Annotated in this window: 3 protein-coding genes; all 3 read right to left on the bottom strand. The window is 73.8% G+C overall.

Annotated elements, in window-relative coordinates; all coding sequences use genetic code 11:
* Positions 1–1763 (bottom strand): type I polyketide synthase (locus tag ACTOQ2_RS42885; protein ID WP_440107619.1); only part of this gene is annotated, 1763 nt, incomplete at its 3' end.
* 29 nt (positions 1764–1792) lie between these two features.
* A complete protein-coding gene (locus ACTOQ2_RS42880; protein ID WP_440107617.1) occupies positions 1793–12790 on the bottom strand; it encodes a type I polyketide synthase in 10998 nt (3665 codons plus the stop codon).
* A gap of 33 nt (positions 12791–12823) precedes the next feature.
* Positions 12824–20660: type I polyketide synthase (locus ACTOQ2_RS42875; protein WP_440107615.1), on the bottom strand; the 7837-nt coding region annotated here is incomplete at its 5' end.

Here is a 20660-nt window from a genome sequence, read left to right as displayed (position 1 = left end):
ACCGCCGAGGTCTCCAGCAGCTCAACCCCCATCCCCAGCCACTGCGACCCCTGACCGGGAAAGACGAACACCGTCTTGCCCGTGGTCCCCGCCGTTCCCTCGACGGCGCCCGACACCGTGCCGGAGGCGAACCGCTCCAGGGTCGCCGTCAGCTCGGCCCGGTCCCCCACCACCACGGCCCGGCGCTCGAAGGCCGACCGCGACACCGCCAGCGAGTGCGCCACGTCGGCCAGGCCCAGCTCGCCGCGCTCGGTCGTCCACGCCGCCAGCCGCCCGGCCTGTGCCCGGAGCGCCTCGCTCGTCTTCGCCGACAGCACCCACGGCGCCACCGGAACCGCCGGCACCTCTGCGGGCGCCTCGGCCTCGACCGCCTCCTGGGCGGGGGCCTCCTCGATGATCACGTGCGCGTTGGTGCCGCTCATGCCGAACGAGGACACGCCCGCCCTGCGCGGTTCCGCGCCGGCCGGCCAGGGACGGGCCTCCGTCAGGAGCTCCACGTCGCCCGCCGTCCAGTCGATCTGCTCGGAGGGCTCCTCGGCGTGCAGGGTGGCGGGCATGACGCCGTTGCGCAGGGCCATCACCATCTTGATGACCCCGGCCGCGCCCGCGGCGGCCTGGGCGTGACCGATGTTCGACTTCACCGAGCCGAGCCACAGCGGCCGGTCCTCGGGCCGGTCCTGGCCGTACGTGGCCAGGATGGCCTGCGCCTCGATCGGGTCGCCGAGCGCGGTGCCGGTGCCGTGCGCCTCGACGACGTCGACCTGGACGGGCGCGAGCCTCGCGTCGGCCAGCGCCTGGCGGATCACCCGCTGCTGCGAGGGACCGTTCGGCGCGGTGAGGCCGTTGCTCGCGCCGTCCTGGTTGATCGCCGACCCGCGGATCACCGCAAGGACGGGGTGGCCGTTGCGGCGCGCGTCCGACAGCCGCTCGACCAGGAGCACTCCGGCGCCCTCGGCGAGCGCCATGCCGTCGGCGGCGTTGGAGAACGCCTTGGAACGCCCGTCCTTCGCCAGCGCGCGCACCCGGCTGAAGCCGAGGAAGGTGCCGGGGGTCGCCAGCACGGTCACCGCTCCGGCCAGCGCCATCGTGCAGTCGCCGTTGCGCAGCGCGCGCACCGCGAGATGGAGCGCGACCAGGGACGACGAGCAGGCGGTGTCGATGGTGACGGCCGGGCCCTCCAGCCCCAGGGTGTAGGAGATGCGGCCGGACACCACGCTGGTGGCGACGCCGGTCATCATGTAGCCCTGCAGCTCCGCCGGCGCATGCGTCATCATCGTCAGGAACTCGGGGCTGTTGGCGCCCACGAACACGCCGGTCCTGCTGCCGTGCAGGGTGGCCGGGTCGATGCCGGCCCGCTCGATCGCCTCCCACGAGGTCTCCAGCAGCAGCCGCTGCTGCGGGTCCATCGCGACGGCCTCGCGCGGGCTGATCCCGAAGAAGCCGGGATCGAACTCGGTGATGTCGTGCACGAACCCGCCCTCGGCGACGTACGAGGTGCCGAAGGCGTCGGGGTCGGGGTTGTAGAGCGCCTCCAGGTCCCAGCCGCGCCCCTCGGGGAAGTTCGAGATGGCGTCGGTCCTGCCGGCCACGACCCGCCACAGGTCCTCCGGGCTCTCGACCTCTCCCGGGTAGCGGCATCCGATGCCGACGATGGCGATGGGCTCGTGGTCCTTCTCCTCGGCCGCGTGCAGGCGCTTCTTGCTGTCGTGAAGCTCGGTCGTCACTCGCTTCAGGTACTCGACGAGCTGTGCTTCTGTTGCCATCTGCCTTCCTCTCTCGCTACTACGCCTGCTCAGGAGATGCCGAGCTCGTTGTCGATGAAGTTGAGAATCTCGTCCGCGGTCGCGTCGGCCAGCCGGCCGGCCACGTCCTCCTCCGCCGGTCCGGAGTCCGGCCGCCTCTCCTTCCAGGAGAAGAGCAGCTGCTCCAGCCGGGCCGTGATGTCCTCGGAGGTCGCGCACTCGGCCGCGACGACGGCCAGCCTGGCCTCGATCCGGTCGAGTTCGGCCAGGATCTGCTGGTCCGCGCTGTGCGCCGGTGGCGCGATCTCCTCCAGCAGGTGCCCGGCCAGCGCGGCGGGGTTGGGGTAGTCGAAGACCAGCGAGGCGGGGAGCCGCAGCCCGGTGGCGGTCTTGAGGCGGTTGCGCAGCTCCACCGCGGTCAGCGAGTCGAAGCCGATCTCCTTGAACGCCCGGCCGGGCTCCACCGTCTCGGACCCGGCGAAGCCGAGCACCGCGGCCACGTGGCTCCGCACCAGGTCCAGCAGCATCGGCGTCCGGTCGGCCTCGGGAAGGGCCGCCAGCCGGTCGGTGAGGGACTCGGTCTCCTGCGACTCGGCCGTCACGACGCGGCGGGCCGTGGTCCGCACCAGGCCGCGCAGCAGCGGGTGCCCGAAGCCGGCCGCCGCGCCCGCGCGCAGCGTGGCGAGGTCGAGCCGCATGGGCACGAGTGCCGCCTGGTCCGCGCCCATGGCCAGGTCGAACAGGTCGAGGCCCTGGTCCAGGTCGAGCGCGCCCATCCCGGACCTGTTCAGCCTGCCGATGTCGGCCTCGTCCAGGTGGCCGGTCATCCCGCTGCCGCTCTGCGGCGACCACAGGCCCCAGGCCAGCGACGTCGCCGCCTGCCCGCGTGCCCGGCGGTGCTGGGCGAGCGCGTCCAGGAAGGCGTTGGCCGCCGCGTAGTTGCCCTGGCCGGGGCTGCCGAACACGCCGGCCGCGCCCGAGTACAGCACGAACCGCGCCAGGTCGAGCCCGGCGGTGAGCTCGTGCAGGTTGACGGCCGCGGTGACCTTCGGCCGCAGCACGGCCTCGACGCGCTCCGGGGTGAGCGAGGAGATCATCCCGTCGTCCAGCACGCCCGCCGTGCTGAGGACGCCGGTCAGCGGGTGTTCGGCGGGGATCCCCGCGAGCAGCGCCGCCAGGGCGTCCCGGTCGGCCGCGTCGCACGCGACGATCCGTACGGTGGCGCCCAGCCCGGTCAGCTCCTCCTCCAGCGCGGCGGCGCCCGCGGCCTCGGGGCCGCGGCGGCCGGCCAGGACCAGGTGCCGCACGCCGTGCTCGGTGACCAGCCGCCTGGCCGCGAGCGCGCCGAGCGCGCCGGTGCCGCCGACGACGAGCACGGTGCCCTCGCCGTCGAGCTCGGCCGGCATCGTCAGCACGACCTTGCCGATGTGGCGGGCCTGGGCGACGTGCCGGAACGCGTCACCGGCCCGGCGGACGTCCCAGTCGCGGATCGGCGGCAGCCGGAGCGCGCCCTCCGCGAACAGCGCGACGACCGTGGCGAGGATCTCGCCGGTGCGCGCGGTGTCGAGCCGGGTGAGGTCGAAGTCCTGGTAGCGCGCGGGGAGCATCGCGGCCGGGTCCCGCACGTCCGTCTTGCCCATCTCGATGAACCGCCCGCCGGGGCGCAGCAGCCCGAGCGAGGCGTCGACGAACTCCCCGGCGAGGGAGTTGAGCACCACGTCCACCCCGGAGCCGAAGGCCCGCGCGAACTCCAGCGTCCGCGAGGAGGCGATCCGCTCGCGGGGCACGCCCAGCGCGTGCACCGCGTCCCACTTGCCCTCGCTGGCGGTGCCGTAGACCTCGGCCCCCAGGTGGTGGGCGAGCTGCACGGCGGCCGTCCCGACGCCGCCTGCGGCGGCGTGCACCAGCAGCGACTCGCCGGCGCGGAGCTCGGCCAGGTCCACGAGCGCGTGGTAGGCGGTGACGAAGGCGATCGGCACGGACGCCGCCTCGGCGAACGTCCACCCGTCGGGGATCCGGGCGAGCAGCCGGTGGTCGGTGACGGCGAGCCGGGCGAAGCCGTCGACGATGCCCATCACCCGGTCGCCGACCGCGAGCGTGGTGACGTCGTCGGCGACCTCGGTGACGACGCCCGCGCCCTCCCCGCCCATGGGGGCGTCGCCGGGGTACATGTCCAGGGCGATCAGCACGTCGCGGAAGTTCAGCCCCATCGCCCGGGTGGCGATCCTCACCTGGCCGGGGGCGAGCGGCGGGTTGTCCGCGGGCAGCAGCGCCAGGTTGTCGACCGTGCCGCGGCCGGTCACGTCCAGCCGCCAGTTCTCGGTCCCGGCGGGCGGGACCATGGCGCCGCCGCGCCCGGATCCGGCGCGGGCGAGTCTGGGCGTGTACGCCGTCCCCTCGCGGAGCGCGAGCTGGGTCTCCCCACCGGCCAGCACGGCCGGCAGCGCCCGGTAGGAGTCCGGGTGGCCGTCCAGGTCGAGCAGGATCAGCCGGTCCGGGTTCTCCGACTGCGCCGACCTGGCCAGCCCCCAGACGGCGGCGTTGCGCAGGTCCGCGACCTCGTCGTGGCCGGTCGCCGCGACGGCGCCGTGGGTGATGAGGACCAGCCGCGAGGACGGGAAGCGCTCCTCGGCCAGCCAGGTCCGCAGCAGGTCGAGCGCCTCGCAGGTACGGTCGGCGACGGCCGCGGCCAGCGCGCCCGCAGGGCCGCCGTCCAGTGACACGCACACCAGGTCGGGCACCTGCTCCGTCGCGAGGAGCGCGGCCAGGCTGTCGTGCCGCGCGGCGTCGATCCCGGCGCGGGACAGGTCGGCGGCGCTCTCGATGTCGCCGACGACGGCCCACCGCTGCCCGGCCGGCACCTCTCCGGCCGGGACGGGCGCCCAGTCGAGGGCGTAGAGCGAGTCGCGTGCCGTACCGGCGGCCGAAGCGGTGCCCGCGGCGGGCAGCGGGCGCAGCAGCAGGGCCGCCACGTCGGCGACCGGGGCGCCCGCCTGGTCGGTGACGGTGAGCGCCACGCGGCCGGCCTCCCGGATCGACAACCGGGCGCGGATCGAGGTGGCCCCGGTGGCGTGCAGCCGCACGCCGGTCCAGGCGAACGGCATCTGCGGCCCGGCCTGCGCGCCGGTCGCGTGCAGCGCGATCGAGTGCAGCGCCGCGTCGAGGAGCGCGGGGTGGAGGCCGAACCCGCCGGTGTCGGTGCCCTCCGGCAGGGCGACCTCGGCGAAGATCTCCTCGCCGCGCTGCCAGACGGCCTGCAGTCCCTGGAAGGTCGGGCCGTAGCCGAGACCGGCCTCGGCCAGCCAGCCGTACATGCCGGACACGTCGATGGCCTCGGCGCCCTCGGGCGGCCAGGCGGCGGTGTCCTGGACCGGTCGCTGCGCGGCGCCGGTCGCGAGGACGCCGACGGCGTGGCAGGTCCACGGGTCGTCGGACAGCCCGCGGTCGGGCCGCGCGTGGACGGCGAGCGTGCGCCGTCCCTCGTCGTCGGGCGCGCCGACGGCGAGCTGGAGCTGGACCGCGCCCCGCTCCGGCAGGGTGAGCGGCGCCTGGATGGTGAGCTCGTCGACGAGGTCGCAGCCGACCTCGTCACCGGCGCGCAGCGCGAGCTCGACGAAGGAGGTTCCCGGCAGGATCGCCTGCCCGTTGACCGCGTGGTCGGCGAGCCACGGGTGCGTCCTCAGCGACAGCCTGCCGGTGAGCAGGACGCCCTCCGCGCCGGCCAGCGACACGGCCGCGCCGAGCAGGGGGTGTCCGGCCGCGCCCAGGCCGGCGGCGCCGACGTCGCCGGGCTGGGCGGTGCGCTCCTCGAGCCAGAAGTGCTGGTGCTGGAAGGCGTAGGTGGGCAGGTCGACGATGCTCGGCCGGGCGGGGGCGATGGCCCGCTCCCAGTCGACGTCGCCGCCGCGCGCCCACAGCTCGGCCGCGCTGGACCACATCCGGCGCTGGCCGCCCTCGTTGCGCCGCAGGGTGCCGATGGCCGTGACGTCGTGGTCGGCCGCGTCCGCGGTCTCCTGGACGGCCATGGTCAGCACGGGGTGGGCACTGCACTCCACGAACACGCCGTGTCCCTGCTCCATCAGCGCGCGCACCGACGGCTCCAGCTGGACCGGCCGGCGCAGGTTGGTGTACCAGTACCCGGCGTCGAGCTCGGCGCCCTCGATCCAGCCGGCGGTCACGGTGGAGAAGAACGGGGTGTGGCCGGTACGCGGCGCGACCGGCGCCAGCAGCGTGGCGAGCTCGTCCTCGATCGCGGTGACGTGCGCGGAGTGCGAGGCGTAGTCCACCTCGATCCGCTTGGCCCGAACCCCGGCCGCCTCGCAGCCGGCGAGCAGCTCCTCCAGCGCGTCCACGTCGCCGGAGACGACCGTGGAGGCCGGGCCGTTGATCGCGGCGATCGACACCCGGTCGTCCCAGCGGCCCAGCCGCTCGGCCACCTCGGCCGACGGCAGCGCGACGGAGACCATCCCGCCCCGGCCGGCCAGCGCCACGATCGCCCGGCTGCGCAACGCCACCACCCGGGCGCCGTCCTCCAGCGACAGCGCGCCCGCGACCACCGCGGCGGCGATCTCACCTTGCGAGTGACCTATCACCGCCGCCGGTTCGACCCCGAGTGACTGCCACACCTGCGCGAGCGAGACCATCATCGCCCACAGCACCGGCTGGACCACGTCCACCCGGTCGAAGCCCGGCTGACCTTCCTCGGCTCGCAACACCCCGGTCAGCGACCAGTCCACGAACCCCGACAGCGCCGCCTCACACTCCGCCATCCGCGCCGCGAACACCGCGGAGGAGTCCAGCAGTTCGACACCCATGCCCGGCCACTGCGACCCCTGACCGGGAAAGACGAACACCGTCTTGCCGCCCGAGCCGGGCGTGCCCTCGACCACCCCGGTGACGGCGGCGCCGTCCGCGAGCCCGTGCAGCCCGGCGAGCAGTTCGTCGCGGTCCGTGCCCACGACCACCGCGCGGTGGTCGAACGCGGACCTGGAGACGGCCAGCGAGTGGGCCACGTCCTCCGGGCGCGCCTCGGATCCGGCGACCGCCCGCGCCAGCCGTCCGGCCTGGTCGCGCAGGGCCTGGGCGTTCCGCCCCGACAGCACCCACGGCACCGCGGGCAGCTTGGAAGGCGCGTCCGGTGCTTCGTTCTCCTGGGCCGGAGCCTCCTCCAGCACCACGTGCGCGTTCGTGCCGCTGATGCCGAACGACGAGACGGCGGCGCGGCGCTCGCGCCCGCTGTCCGGCCAGGTGACGGCCTCGGTCAGCAGTTCCACGCTGCCGGCCGACCAGTCCACGTGCGGGCTCGGCTCGTCCACGTGCAGCGTCTTCGGCAGCACGCCGTGCCGCAGGGCCATCACCATCTTGATGACCCCGGCCACGCCGGCCGCCGACTGGGTGTGGCCGATGTTCGACTTCACCGAGCCGAGCCAGAGCGGCCGGTCCTCGGGCCGGTCCTGGCCGTAGGTGGCGAGCAGCGCCTGCGCCTCGATCGGGTCGCCGAGGGTGGTGCCCGTGCCGTGCGCCTCGACCGCGTCCACGTCCGCCGGCGACAGGCCCGCGTTGGCCAGCGCCTGGCGGATCACCCGTTGCTGCGAGGGACCGTTCGGCGCGGTGAGGCCGTTGCTCGCGCCGTCCTGGTTGATCGCCGACCCGCGGATCACCGCCAGGACGGGGTGGCCGTTGCGGCGCGCGTCCGACAGCCGCTCGACCAGGAGCATGCCGACGCCCTCCGACAGGCCGAAGCCGTCCGCCGAGCCGGCGAAGGACTTGCACCGGCCGTCCCTGGCGAGCGCGCCCTGCAGGCTGAAGCCGATGAAGCCGAGCGGGGTGCACATCACCGTGACACCACCCGCCAGGGCCAGGTCGCAGTCGCCGTTGCGCAGCGCCTGCACCGCCAGGTGCAGCGCCACCAGCGACGACGAGCACGCCGTGTCGACCGTGACCGCGGGCCCCTCGAACCCCATCGCGTACGCGACGCGGCCGGAGGCGATGCTGCTCAGCGTGCCGGTGACCAGGTGCCCGATGGACTCCAGCGGCACCTGGTCGGAGTGGCGGCCGTACTCCTCGTAGGCCGCGCCCACGAACACGCCGGTCCGGCTGCCGCGCAGCGAGCCGGGGTCGATGCGGCCGTGCTCGATCGCCTCCCAGGAGGCTTCGAGCAGCAGCCGCTGCTGCGGGTCCATCGCGAGGGCCTCACGCGGCGAGATCCCGAAGAACTCGGGGTCGAACTCGCCCGCGCCGAGCACGAAACCGCCGTCCTGCGTGTACGAGGCGAAGACCGCCTCCGGGCTTGGGTCGTAGATCCCCTCGACGTCCCAGCCCCGGTTGTCGGGCAGCCGGGAGATGGCGTCCCCGCCCTCGGCGACCAGCCGCCAGAGGTCGTCGGGGCCGTTCACCCCGCCCGGGGTGCGGCAGCTCATTCCGACGATCACGATCGGGTCGTCGGACACGTCGCCGTGAACCCTCCCGGCGGTCGCGACGTCCTCCTGCACGCCCAGGATCTCGGTCCTGGCCAGTTCCGCGAGCGCCTTCACGTTCGGGTAGTCGAAGACCACGGTGGCCGGCAGGCGGATGCCCAAGGCGAGGTTGAGCTTGCCGCGCAGCTCGACGGCCGTGACGGAGTCGAAGCCGAGGTCGCGGAAGGCCCGGTCGACGCCGACCTCCGACGGGTCCGCGTAGCCGAGCACGCCCGCCACCTCCTTGCGGACCTGGGCCACCAGGAGGCGGGTCTGGTCCTGCGGGCTGAGCCGGACCAGCTGGGCGCCCAGCTCGGACACCTCCCCGGCGCCCGCGCCGGTCTCGCCGCCGGTCTCGAGCACCGCGACGGCCTCGGGGACGCCCTCCAGCAGGGGGCGCCTGCGGGCGATGGCGAAGAGCGGGGCGAAACGCGGCCAGTCGATGTCCGCGATCACCAGGGTGGTCTCGTCGTCGTCCAGCGCCTGCCAGAGTCCCTCGACGGCCGTGAGCGGGTCCATGTAGCGGACGCCGCTCCTGCGGGCGTCGTCCTCGCCGAGCAGCGTGGTCATCCCGCCGCCCGCGGCGTCCCAGAAGCCCCAGGCGATCGCCGTCCCGGGAAGGCCTCGGGCGCGGCGGTGGGCGGCGAGCGCGTCGAGGTAGGCGTTGCCCGCGGCGTAGGCCCCGTTGTGGGAGCCGCCCCAGACACCGGCACCGGAGGAGAACAGCACGAAGGCGTCGAGCGGGCCGGCGAAGAGCTCGTCCAGGTGGGCCGCGCCGGTGATCTTGGCCTGGGTGGCCTCGGCCAGCTCGTCGCGGCCGAGGTCGAGCAACGGCTGGATGTGCGGGACTCCGGCGGTGTGGAAGACCGACCGGATGGTGTCGCCGCCCGCCTCGACCTCGTCGACCAGGGCGGCGAGCGCGGCGCGGTCGGCCACGTCGCATTTGGCGACCGTGACCCGCGCGCCCAGCCCTTCGAGTTCGGCCACGAGCTCCGTGACGCCGGGGGCGTCCGCGCCGCGCCTGCTGGTGAGGAGCAGGTGCTCGACGCCGCCGCGGGCGAGCCGGCGCGCCACGTGCGCGCCCAGGCCGCCGGTGCCTCCGGTGATCAGGGCGGTGCCGCGCGCCTGCCAGCGTCCGGCCGGGCCCGTCCGCCGCCTGGGCGCCCTGGTCAGCCTCCTGGTGAAGATCCCGGAGGCGCGGACGGCCAGCTGGTCCTCCTCCCCGGCTCCGGCGAGCACGCTCACCAGGCGGTTGAGGACGCGCGTGTCGAGGGTCTCCGGCAGGTCGACGGTGCCGCCCGGCCGGTCGGGGTGCTCCAGGGCGAGCACGCGGCCCAGGCCGGCCACCGCGCCCTGCTCGGGGTCGCGGACGAAGTCGACGCGACTCACGCTCTCGCCGCCGTCGGTGCCGATCCACAGCGGCGCGTTCAGGCCGTCCGTGGCCTGGGTTCGCGAGAGGGCCTGGATCAGCGAGAGGGTCAGGGCCAGGTCGCAGTACAGGGAGAGGACGCCCGCGGGCGCGGTGTCGCCGTACGGCAGCGCCTCGCCGCCGGGGTCGTCGCCCAGCCCGACCACCTCGGGCCTGGCTCCGTGCCGCTCGAGGGCCTCGGCGACGGAGAGCACCGAGGCGTCGGCGGCACGCGCCGCCGGGACCGCGATCAGCCAGGTGCCGGACAGCGCGGAGGGCCTGGCGTCCGGCAGGGTGACGGGTTCCCACGTCACGTGGTAGCGCCACGAGTCCAGCACGCCCTGCTCGCGCCTGCTGCGCCGCCAGGACGACAGCGCGGGCAGCACGGCGGCCAGCGGCGAGCCGTCCTCGATGTTCAGCGTCGCGGCGAGCGCGGCCACGTCCTCGCGCTCCACGGCCGACCAGAACTCGGGGTCGACGGCGTCGGCCGCCTGCTCGGGCGCGGCGCTTCCCGGCATGAACCAGAAGCGCTTGCGCTGGAAGGCGTAGGTGGGCAGGTCGACGCGCCGGGGGCAGGCGTCGGCGAAGTAGGTGTCCCAGCCGACGACGACGCCCCTGCCGTGCAGGTGGCCGAGGGCCTCGACGAGGGCTCGCGCCTCGTCGCGGTCCTTGCGCGCGGTCGGCACGAAGGCGACGGCGTCGTCGCCGTCGAGGATCTGCCTGGCCAGGCTGGTCAGGACGGCGTCGGGGCCGATCTCGACGAACACCGTGGCGCCGCCGGTGCGGGCGGTGGTGACGGCGTCGGAGAAGCGGACCGCCTGCCGTACGTGGTCCACCCAGTAGCCGGGGTCGGTCAGCTGTCCCGCCTGGGCGCGCCTGCCGGTGACGTCGGAGATGATCGGCACCGTCGGCTCGTGGTAGGTCAGCGACCGGGCGACCTGGCGGAACTCGGCCAGCATCGGCTCGATCAGCGGAGAGTGGAAGGCGTGCGAGACGCGCAGCCTGCGGGTGCGGGCGTTCACCAGGGAGGCGATCTCCTCCACCGCGGCCTCGCCACCGGAGATCACCACCGCCTCCGGGCCGTTGACCGCGGCGATGCCGACGTCACGCCCTTCCAGCAGCGGCAGCACCTCGGCCTCGGAGGCGGCGACGGCCAGCATCGCCCCGCCCTGCGGGAGTGCCTGCATCAGCCGGGCCCGCTCGGAGACCAGCGTGCAGGCGTCGGGCAGCGAGAGCACCCCGGCCACGTGGGCGGCGGCGATCTCGCCGACCGAGTGGCCGACCAGCACGTCCGGGGTGATGCCGAGCGAGGTGAGCAGGCGGTAGAGGGCGACCTCGAAGGCGAACAGCGCCGGCTGGGTCATCCCCGTCTCGGCCAGCACCTCTTCCGGACCGGAGAACATCGCCTCGCGCACGGGGTGCGGGAGCATCGGGTCCAGGACCTTGCAGACCTCCTCCAGCGCGTCGGCGAACACCGGGAACGCCGCCGCGAGGGACGCCCCCATGCCCACCCGCTGGCTGCCCTGGCCCGCGAACAGGAAGGCGAGCTGCCCGCCCGTCCCGGTTCCCGTGACGGTTCCGGGCAGGGTCGCGTTCTCCGCGAGGGCCTGGAGGCCGGCCAGGAGCTCGGCCCGGTCCGCTCCGACGATCACCGCGCGCCGGTCCAGCACGGCCCTGCCGGTCGCCAGGGACCAGCCGACGTCCTCGATCGGCAGGTCGTCGTGCGCGGCCGCCCACGTGTGGAGCCGGCCGGCCTGCGCCGCGAGCGCCTGCTCGTCCTTGGCGGAGACCACCCAGGGCACCAGCGGGAGCGGCAGCCTCTCGGGCTCGGCCTCGTCGGGCTTGACGGGCGTCTCCTCGATGATCATGTGGGCGTTGGTGCCGCTGAACCCGAAGGCCGAGACGGCCGCCCGCCGCGGCGCGTCGTGACGCTCCCAGGGGCGGGCCTCGGTGAGCAGCTCCACGGCGCCGGCCGACCAGTCCACGTGCTCGGTCGGCTCGTCCACGTGCAGCGTCTGGGGCAGCACGCCGTTCCGCAGGGCCATCACCATCTTGATGACGCCGCCGACGCCGGCGGCGGCCTGGGTGTGGCCGATGTTCGACTTCAGCGAGCCCAGCCAGAGCGGCCTGCCGGGGGCCCGGTCCTGGCCGTAGGCGGTGATGAGCGCCTGCGCCTCGATCGGGTCGCCCAGGGTGGTGCCGGTCCCGTGGCCCTCCACCGCGTCGACCTGCGAGGGCGACAGGCCCGCGTCGGCCAGCGCCTCCCTGATCACCCGGACCTGGGAGGGACCGTTCGGGGCCGACAGCCCGTTGCTGGCGCCGTCCTGGTTGACCGCGCTGCCGCGGATGACCGCGAGCACGTTGTGCCCGTTCGCCGTGGCGTCCGAGAGGCGTTCGAGCAGCAGCACGCCCACGCCCTCGCCCCAGCCGGTGCCGTTGGCCGCGCCGGCGAACGACTTGCACCTGCCGTCACTGGCCAGGCCCCGCTGCTGGGAGAACTCGATGAACGTGTTCGGGGTCGCCATCACCGTGACGCCGCCGGCCAGTGCCAGCGAGCACTCGCCCCTGCGCAGGGCGTGCACCGCCAGGTGCAGCGCGACCAGCGACGAGGAGCACGCCGTGTCGACGGAGACGGCCGGGCCCTCCAGGTCCAGGGCGTAGGCGACCCGGCCCGAGGTGACGCTGCCGAGCGCCTCCGCGCGGAAGTAGTCGTGGTACATGACCCCGGCGTAGACCCCGGTACGGCTGCCGCGGACCGACACCGGGTCGATGCCCGCGTGCTCGAAGGTCTCCCAGCACGTCTCCAGGAACAGCCGCTGCTGCGGGTCGGTCCCTATGGCCTCGCGCGGGGAGATCGAGAAGAATCCCGCGTCGAACTCGGCGGCGTCGTAGAGGAAGCCGCCGTGCCTGGAAGTGGTCGTGCCCGGGTTGTCCGGGTCGGGGTGGTAGAGGTCCTCGCGCCAGCCGCGGTCGGCGGGGAACTCGGAAATCCCGTCACCGCCCTCGGCGACCAGCTGCCACAGCTCCTCGGGCGAGGTGGCCCCGCCCGGGTAGCGGCAGCTCATTCCGATGATCGCGATGGGCTCGTGGTCGCGGCCCTCGATCTCGTGCAGCTGCCGACGAGTTTGCTGGAGGTCGGCTGTAACCCGCTTCAGGTAGTCCCTGAGCTTGTCTTCGTTTGCCATCTCGGGTATTCCTTCTCAGCAGAAGCGCACAGGTCAGGAGACTTCAAGCTCGTTGTCGATGAAGGCGAACATCTCGTCGTCGGTGGCCGTCTCGAATTGGTCGGCCGCGCCGAGGCCGTTGAGGCCCGTCAGGAAGTCCTTGAGGCGGGCGACCAGCCGGTTGCGGGCGACGCTCTCCTCCGCCAGCCCGGTCACGGTGTTCTCGATCTTTTCGATCTCGGCGAAGAGCCGCAGGATCTGCGCCTCCTCGTCCTCCGCCCCGTCGAAGTGGTCCACCAGATACTCGATCAGCTCGATCGAGGTGGGGTAGTCGAAGACCAGCGTGGCCGGCAGCCGGAGCCCGGTGACGGCACTGAGCCTGTTCCTGAACTCGACCGCGGTGAGGGAGTCGAAGCCCAGGTCCTGGAACTGGCGCTGGGGCTCGATCGCCGAGGCGTCGGCGAAGCCGAGGACCATGGCCGCCTGGCCGCGGACGAGGTCCGACAGTGCCGCCTGGCGCTCCGCGGGCTCCATCGCGGCCAGCCGTTCGGTGAGCCCGTGCAGGGCGCCCGCCCGGGGCATCGCCGTACGGGCCGTGGTCCTGGCCTGGACGAACCGGGCGGCGACCAGCGCCGGGAGGTCGTGGTTCAGGCCGGCGTCGAACAGGGCCAGCCCGTCCGCCACCGGCAGCGGCTTCAGGCCCATGCGCTCCATGCGGCGTATGTCGGCCTCGGTGAGGTCGTCCGCCATGCCCCCGCTCTCCCACAGGCCCCAGGCCAGCGAGGTGCCCGCCAGTCCCTGTGACCTGCGGTGCTCGGCCAGGGCGTCGAGGAAGGCGTTGGCCGCGGCGTAGTTGCTCTGGCCGGCCCCGCCGAGCACCCCGGAGAGGGAGGAGAAGAGGACGAACGCGGACAGGTCGAGATGCCGGGTGAGCTCGTGCAGGTGCCAGGCCGCGCCGGCCTTGGGCCGCATGACCCGTTCCAGCCGCTCGGGGGTGAGCGCGGTGATCACGCCGTCGTCGAGGACGCCGGCCGCGTGCACCACGCCGCTCAGCGGGTGCTGGACGGGGATGGCCGCGATCAGCTGCTCCAGCGCGTCCCGGTCACCGACGTCGCAGGCCGCGATCGTGACCGTGGCGCCCAGGTCGGTCAGTTCGGCCACCAGGTCGGTGACGCCTGGCGCCTGCTCGCCGCGCCGGCTGGCCAGCAGCAGATGCTTGACCTGGTAGGTGGCGGCCAGGTGTCTGGCCACCAGCGCGCCCAGGCCGCCGGTGCCTCCGGTGACCAGCACCGTGGACTCCGGCCCGAACTCCAGCCGCTCGTACTCCGGTACGGCCGCGCGTGCCAGGCGCGGCGACCACAGCGCGCCCGACCGGACCGCGACCTGCGCCTCGCCCGAGGCGAGGGCCTGACCGACCGTTCTCGGGTCCAGCGGCCCGGCCTCCGCGTCAAGCAGCACGAACCGGCCGGGCTGTTCCGCCTGCGCCGCCCGCACCAGACCCCAGACCGCGGCCTGCGCCGGGTCCACGTCCTCGACCTCGGCGACCGCCACCGCGCCCCGGGTCACGAGCACCAGCCGCGAGGAGGCGAACCGCTCCTCGGCCAGCCACTCCCGCACCAGGCCCAGCGCCTGGTGCACCCCGGCCGGGACCTCGACCAGCACGCACTCCGCGATCTCACCGTCCAGCGAATCGGCCGGCGAATCGGCGACCACCCACCCGGGCGCCTCCGCGGCGGCGGAAACGGCCGGAGCCGCACTCCACTCGAGCCGGTACAGGTTCTGCCCGACGGTGTTGCCCAGGCCGGCCGTGGACAGGGCCCGAAGCGTGAGCGCCTCGATGTCGGCCACGGGTGCACCGCTGCCGTCGGCGATGTTCAGCGTGATGCCGACGCTCCCGACGTTGGCGGTGGCGTTTCTTGTCGCTCTGACGCGCAGGGTGGTGGCGCCGACCGCGTGGACCGACACCCCGTTCCAGGCGAACGGCAGATACGGCCGCCCCGGCTCGGGAGCAGGCAGCAGATCACCCAGCGCGCTGGCGTGCAACGCCGCGTCCAGCAACGCCGGATGCACCCCGAACCGCGCCGCCTCCCCATGCGCCTGCTCAGGCAGGACGATCTCGGCCAATACCTCACCCGGTCGCACCCAGGCCCGCGCCAGCCCCTGGAAGACCGGCCCGTACTCCAGACCGATCTCGGCCAGACGCTCATACAAGTCATCCACGGCCACCGCCACCGCATCGGCCGGCGGCCACACCGCCACCTCGAAACCCGGCTCGGTCGTCTGCTCGGCGAGCTCACCTTGCGCGTGCAGCATCCAATTCTGCGCGTCATGGGCTCGCGAGTGGATCGCCACCGACCGCACCCCCGACTCCTGCACCGCGCCGACCAGCACCTGCACCCGCACGCCGCCCTCGTCCGCCAGCACCAGCGGAGCCTGCAACGTCAGCTCCCGCACCAGCGCACAACCCAGCTCCTCACCCGCCCGGCCCGCCAGCTCCACCAACGCCGTCCCCGGCACGATCACCGTCCCGTTGACCACGTGATCGGCCAGCCACGGCTGCGCGGCCACTGACAAGCGACCGCTGAAGACCACCGACTCACCACCGGCGACCTCCGTCACCGCACTCAGCAACGGATGATCGATCCCCTCCAGCCCGGCCGCGTCCATGTCCCCGGCCTCAGCTTGTGCCGCCACCCAGAACCGCTCGCGCTGGAAGGCGTAGGCCGGCAGGTCGACGTGCGCCGGTCGGGCGGGAGCGAAGAAGGTGTCCCAGTCGACGGTGACGCCGCGGACCTGCAGTTGCCCCAGGGCCCTGACCAACGTCCGGACCTCGTCGCGGTCCTTGCGAGCGGTCGCGACGAACGTTCCGTCCTGCACGCTCTGCTGGGCCAGCGCGGTCAGGGTGGTGTCCGGTCCGATCTCCACGAACACGTTGGCCTGGCAGGCGACGACCCCGTCGGCGAAGCGCACCGCCTCCCGCACGTGCCGCACCCAGTACGCCGGGTCGGTCAGCAACCCCGGCTCAGCGGGCCGGCCCGTCACGTTGGAGATGACCGGGATGGTCGGCTCGGCGAAGGTCAGGGCGGAGACGATCTGCTCGAATTCGGCGAGCATCGGCTCCATCAAGGGTGAGTGGAAAGCGTGTGAGACGCGCAGCCGTCGGGTGCGGGCACTCACCAGTGCGGCGATCTCCTCCACGGCGCTCTCGTCACCGGAGATCACCACGGCCTCCGGGCCGTTGACGGCGGCGATGCCGACGTCCTGGCGCCCCTCCAGCAGCGGGAGAATGTCCGCCTCGGGGGCGGCGATGGCCAGCATCGCCCCACCCTCCGGCAGCCCCTGCATCAGCCGGGCCCTTGCGGAGACGAGGGTGCAGGCATCGGGCAGCGAGAGCACCCCGGCCACGTGGGCGGCGGCGATCTCTCCCACCGAGTGACCCACCAGCACGTCCGGGGTCACTCCCAGCGAGGTGAGCAGACGATACAGAGCCACCTCGAAGGCGAACAGCGCCGGCTGGGTCATCCCCGTCTCGGCCAGCACACCATTGGGATCGGAGAACATCACCTGGCGCACGGGGTGCGGCAGCAGCGCGCAGACCTCGTCCAGCGCCTCGGCGAACACCGGGAACGCGGCGGCCAGCTCACGGCCCATCCCCACCCGCTGGCTGCCCTGACCGGCGAACAGCATCGCCATCCTGGCTCGCCCGCGCACCTGCCTGGCCTCGACCACCGACTCGCCCGGCTCGCCCTCGGCCAGCGCGGACAGCGCCTCCAGCAGCCCGGTACGGTCCGCGCCGACCACCGCCGCGCGCTGCTCCAGCAGCGCCCGGCCCGTCGCCAGCGACCAGCCGACATCCGCCACGTCCAGCTCCGGCCGCTTCAGCATCCAGGACCTGAGCTGCCTCGCCTGTGCCCGCAGCGCCGCCACCGACTTCCCGGAGAGCAGCCACGGGACGGCGGGCAGGGCCTCGCCCGGCTCCCTGTCCGGTTCGGCCGGAGACTCCTCCAGGACGACGTGCGCGTTCGTGCCGCTGATCCCGAAGGAGGAGACCGCGGCCCGGCGCGGGCGGTCCTCGATGTCCCAGGGACGGGCCTCGGTCAGCAGCTCCACCGCACCCGCCGACCAGTCCACATGCGGAGACGGTTCCTCGGCGTGCAGGGTCTGCGGCATGACGCCGTTGCGCAGCGCCATCACCATCTTGATCACACCGGCCACACCGGCGGCCGCCTGCGCGTGACCGATGTTCGACTTGATGGAGCCCAGCCACAGCGGCCGGTCCTCCGGACGGTCCTGACCGTAGGTGGCGATCAGCGCCTGGGCCTCGATCGGGTCGCCCAGCACCGTTCCCGTGCCGTGCGCCTCGACCACATCGACATCCGCGCTCGACAGACCGGCGTTGGCCAGCGCCTGGCGGATCACCCGCTGCTGCGAGGGACCGTTCGGCGCCGTCAGCCCGTTGCTCGCGCCGTCCTGGTTGACCGCACTGCCCCGCAGGACCGCGAGGACCTGGTGACCGTTGCGCCGCGCGTCCGACAGCCGCTCCACGAGCAGCATGCCCACGCCCTCCGAGAGGCCGACGCCGCCCTCCCCCTGGGCGAACGCCCGGCAACGGCCGTCCGGCGACAGGTTGCGCTGCCGGGCGAACTCGATGAACGTCCACGGGGTGGCCATCACCGTCACACCGCCCGCCAGAGCCAGGTCACAGTCGCCCGAGCGCAGTGCCTGCGCCGCCAGGTGCAGCGCGACCAGCGACGACGAGCACGCCGTGTCCACGGTCATCGCGGGTCCCTCGAACCCGAAGGTGTACGACACCCGGCCCGAGGCGACGCTGCCGGAGTTTCCGGTGCCGATCAGGCCCTCCAGCTCCTCCGGTACGGAGGAGAGCTGGCTCGCGTAGTCGTGGTACATCACACCGGCGAACACGCCCGTCCGGCTGCCGCGCAGCCCGTGCGGGTCGATTCCCGCACGCTCGATCGCCTGCCAGGAGCTCTCCAGCAGCAGTCGCTGCTGCGGGTCCATGGCGAGGGCCTCGCGCGGGCTGATCCCGAAGAAGCCGGGGTCGAACTCGGCGGCGTCGTACAGGAAGCCGCCGTGCCTGGCGTAGGAGGTGCCACGGTTGCCGGGGTCCGGGTCGTACAGCTTCTCCAGATCCCAGCCCCGGTCGGTGGGGAACTCACCCACCGCGTCGCCCGCCTGCGCCACGAGCCGCCACATGTCCTCCGGCGATTCGACCCCGCCGGGATAGCGGCAGGCCATGCCGACGATCGCGATGGGCTCGTCGTCTCCGGTCGAGACCCGCGACGTGACCGCGATCTCCCGCTTGCCGAGCAGTTCGCCGGACAGGAACGGGACGAGCGCCGCCTGGGTCGGATAGTCGAAGATCAGCGTGGCCGGCAGCCGCATGCCGGTGACCTGGCTGAGCCGGTTGCGGAACTCCACCGCCATCAGCGAGTCGAAGCCGAGCTCCTGGAAGGAGATGCCGTCGTCGAGCGCGGACGCGTCGGCGAATCCGAGGACCACGGCCAGCTGGTCGCGTACCAGGTCCTCCAGTACCGCCCGCTGCCCGGCCGGAGGCAGGCTCGCCAGCTGCTGCTTCAGGGTGGCCGCCGCCTCCGAGGCCGCCGTCACCACCCGCCTGGCGGGAGCGGCCACCAGGCCACGCAGCAGCGGTGGCAGCGAGTCCGCGTGAGTACTGAGGACCTTGAAGTTGAGCTGGGCCGGGAGCAGCGTGGCCCGTCCCGTGTCGAGTGCGGCGTCGAAGAGGGTCAGGCCGTCCTCGGCGGTCAGCGGGTCGACACCGGAGCGCGCGAGGCGCCGCAGGTCGGCTTCGTTCAGGTCGGCCAGCCCGCCGATCGCCCACAGGCCCCAGGCCAGCGAGGTGCCCGCCAGTCCCTGTGACCTGCGGTGCTCGGCCAGCGCGTCGAGGAAGGCGTTGGCAGCGGCGTAGTTGCCCTGCCCGGGACCGCCCAGCACCCCGGCCATCGAGGAGAACAGCACGAACGCCGACAGGTCCAGATGCTCGGTGAGCTCGTGCAGGTGCCAGGCCGCGTCCGCCTTGGGCCGCATGACCCCGTCCAGCCGCTCGGACGTCAGCGCGGTGATCACACCGTCGTCCAGGACGCCGGCCGCGTGCACCACACCGCTCAGCGGCTGATCGGCCGGAATGGCCGCGATCAGCTGCGCCAGCGCGTCACGGTCACCCACATCGCAGGCCGCGACCGTGACCGTGGCGCCCAGCTCGGCCAGCTCCGCCACCAGCTCGGCCGCCCCCGGCGCCTGCGCGCCACGCCGGCCGACCAGCAGCAGGTTCTTGACCTGGTAGGTGGCGGCCAGGTGTCTGGCGACCAGCGCGCCCAGGCCGCCGGTGCCTCCGGTGACCAGCACCGTGCCCTCCGGCCCGAACACCGGAGCACGATCCTCCTCCACCGGCGCCACCACCGTGCGCACCAGCCGCGGCGTCCACACCGCACCGGCCCGCACCGCGACCTGCGCCTCACCCGAGGCCAACGCCCGACCCACCGCGCCCTCATCGAGGGACTCGGTGTCCACGTCCAGCAACACGAACCGGCCCGGCTGCTCGGCCTGCGCCGCCCGCACCAGACCCCACACCGCCGCCTGCGCCGGATCCACATCCTCCGCCTGAGCGACCGCCACCGCGCCCCGCGTCACGAGCACCAGCCGCGAGGAGGCGAACCGCTCCTCGGCCAGCCACCCCTGCACCACACCCAACGCCTCATGCACCCCGGCCGACACCTCGACCAGCACACACTCCGCGACCTCACCATCCAGCGAACCGGCCGACGAATCGGCCACCACCCACCCGGGCACCCCCGCAGGAGCGGAAGCGGAACCGGCCGGAGCCACGCTCCACTCGACGTGGAACAGCTTGTTCCTGAGCCCGGTGGTGCGGGTGGCCTCCGGCCCGCCGATGGAGACCGGGCGTACGGCCAGCGACGCGACCGTCGCCACCGGCAGGCCCGCGGTGTCCGTCAGCTTGAGCGAGACCGCGCCCTGGGCGGTCAGCGAGATCCTGATACGGAGTTTCGTGGCTCCGGAGGCGTGCAGCGCCACCCCGCTCCAGGCGAACGGCAGGGAGGGCCGGCCGGGCTCGGAGTCGGTTACGAACTCACCGAGGGCGGTGGCGTGCAGGGCGACGTCGAACAGCGCCGGATGCAGCCCGAATCTGGCGGCGTCCCGTGCCATGTCCTCGGGCAGCGCCAGCTCGGCGAAGACCTCGTCGCCCTTGCGCCACGCGGCCCGCAGCCCGCGGAAGGCGGGGCCGTAGTCCAGGCCGATGGCGGCGAAGTTCTCGTACAGCCCTTCCATGCCGACGGCCTGCGCGCCCTCCGGGGGCCAGGTCTCCTCGGCTTCCGGCACGACCACGCCGACGCGGGCCAGTATGCCCGCGGCGTTCTGGGTCCAGGGCTCGTCCTGCGCTTCGTGCAAGCGGGAGTAGATCCCCAGCTGCCTACGTCCGTCCTCGTCGGGCGCGCCGACGGCCACCTGCAGCTGGACGGCTCCGCGCTCGGGCAGGAACAGCGGCGCCTGGAGCGTCAGCTCCTCCAGCAGGTCGCAGCCGACCTCGTCACCCGCCCGTACGGCCAGCTCCACGAGGCCGGTTCCCGGCAGGAGCACCTGCCCGTTGACCGCGTGGTCGGCCAGCCACGGGTGAGTGGCGATCGACACGCGTCCGGTGAGCACCGCCGCTCCGCTCTCCGCGAGCCCGGTGGACGCGCCCAGCAGCGGGTGCCCGGTCGCCCAGAGCCCGAGGCTCTCCGCGTCGCCCGCGCCGCCCGTCTCCAGCAGCCAGTAGCGCTGGTGCTGGAAGGCGTAGGTGGGCAGGTCGACGGTGCTGGGCCGGGCCGGGGCGATGGCCCGCTCCCAGTCGACC

Origin of the sequence: Streptosporangium sp. H16, from assembly GCF_051918855.1 — a bacterium.
Lineage (GTDB): Bacteria > Actinomycetota > Actinomycetes > Streptosporangiales > Streptosporangiaceae > Streptosporangium.
Note: the sequence above shows the minus strand (reverse complement) of the source record. Positions and strands in the feature narration are given on the sequence as shown.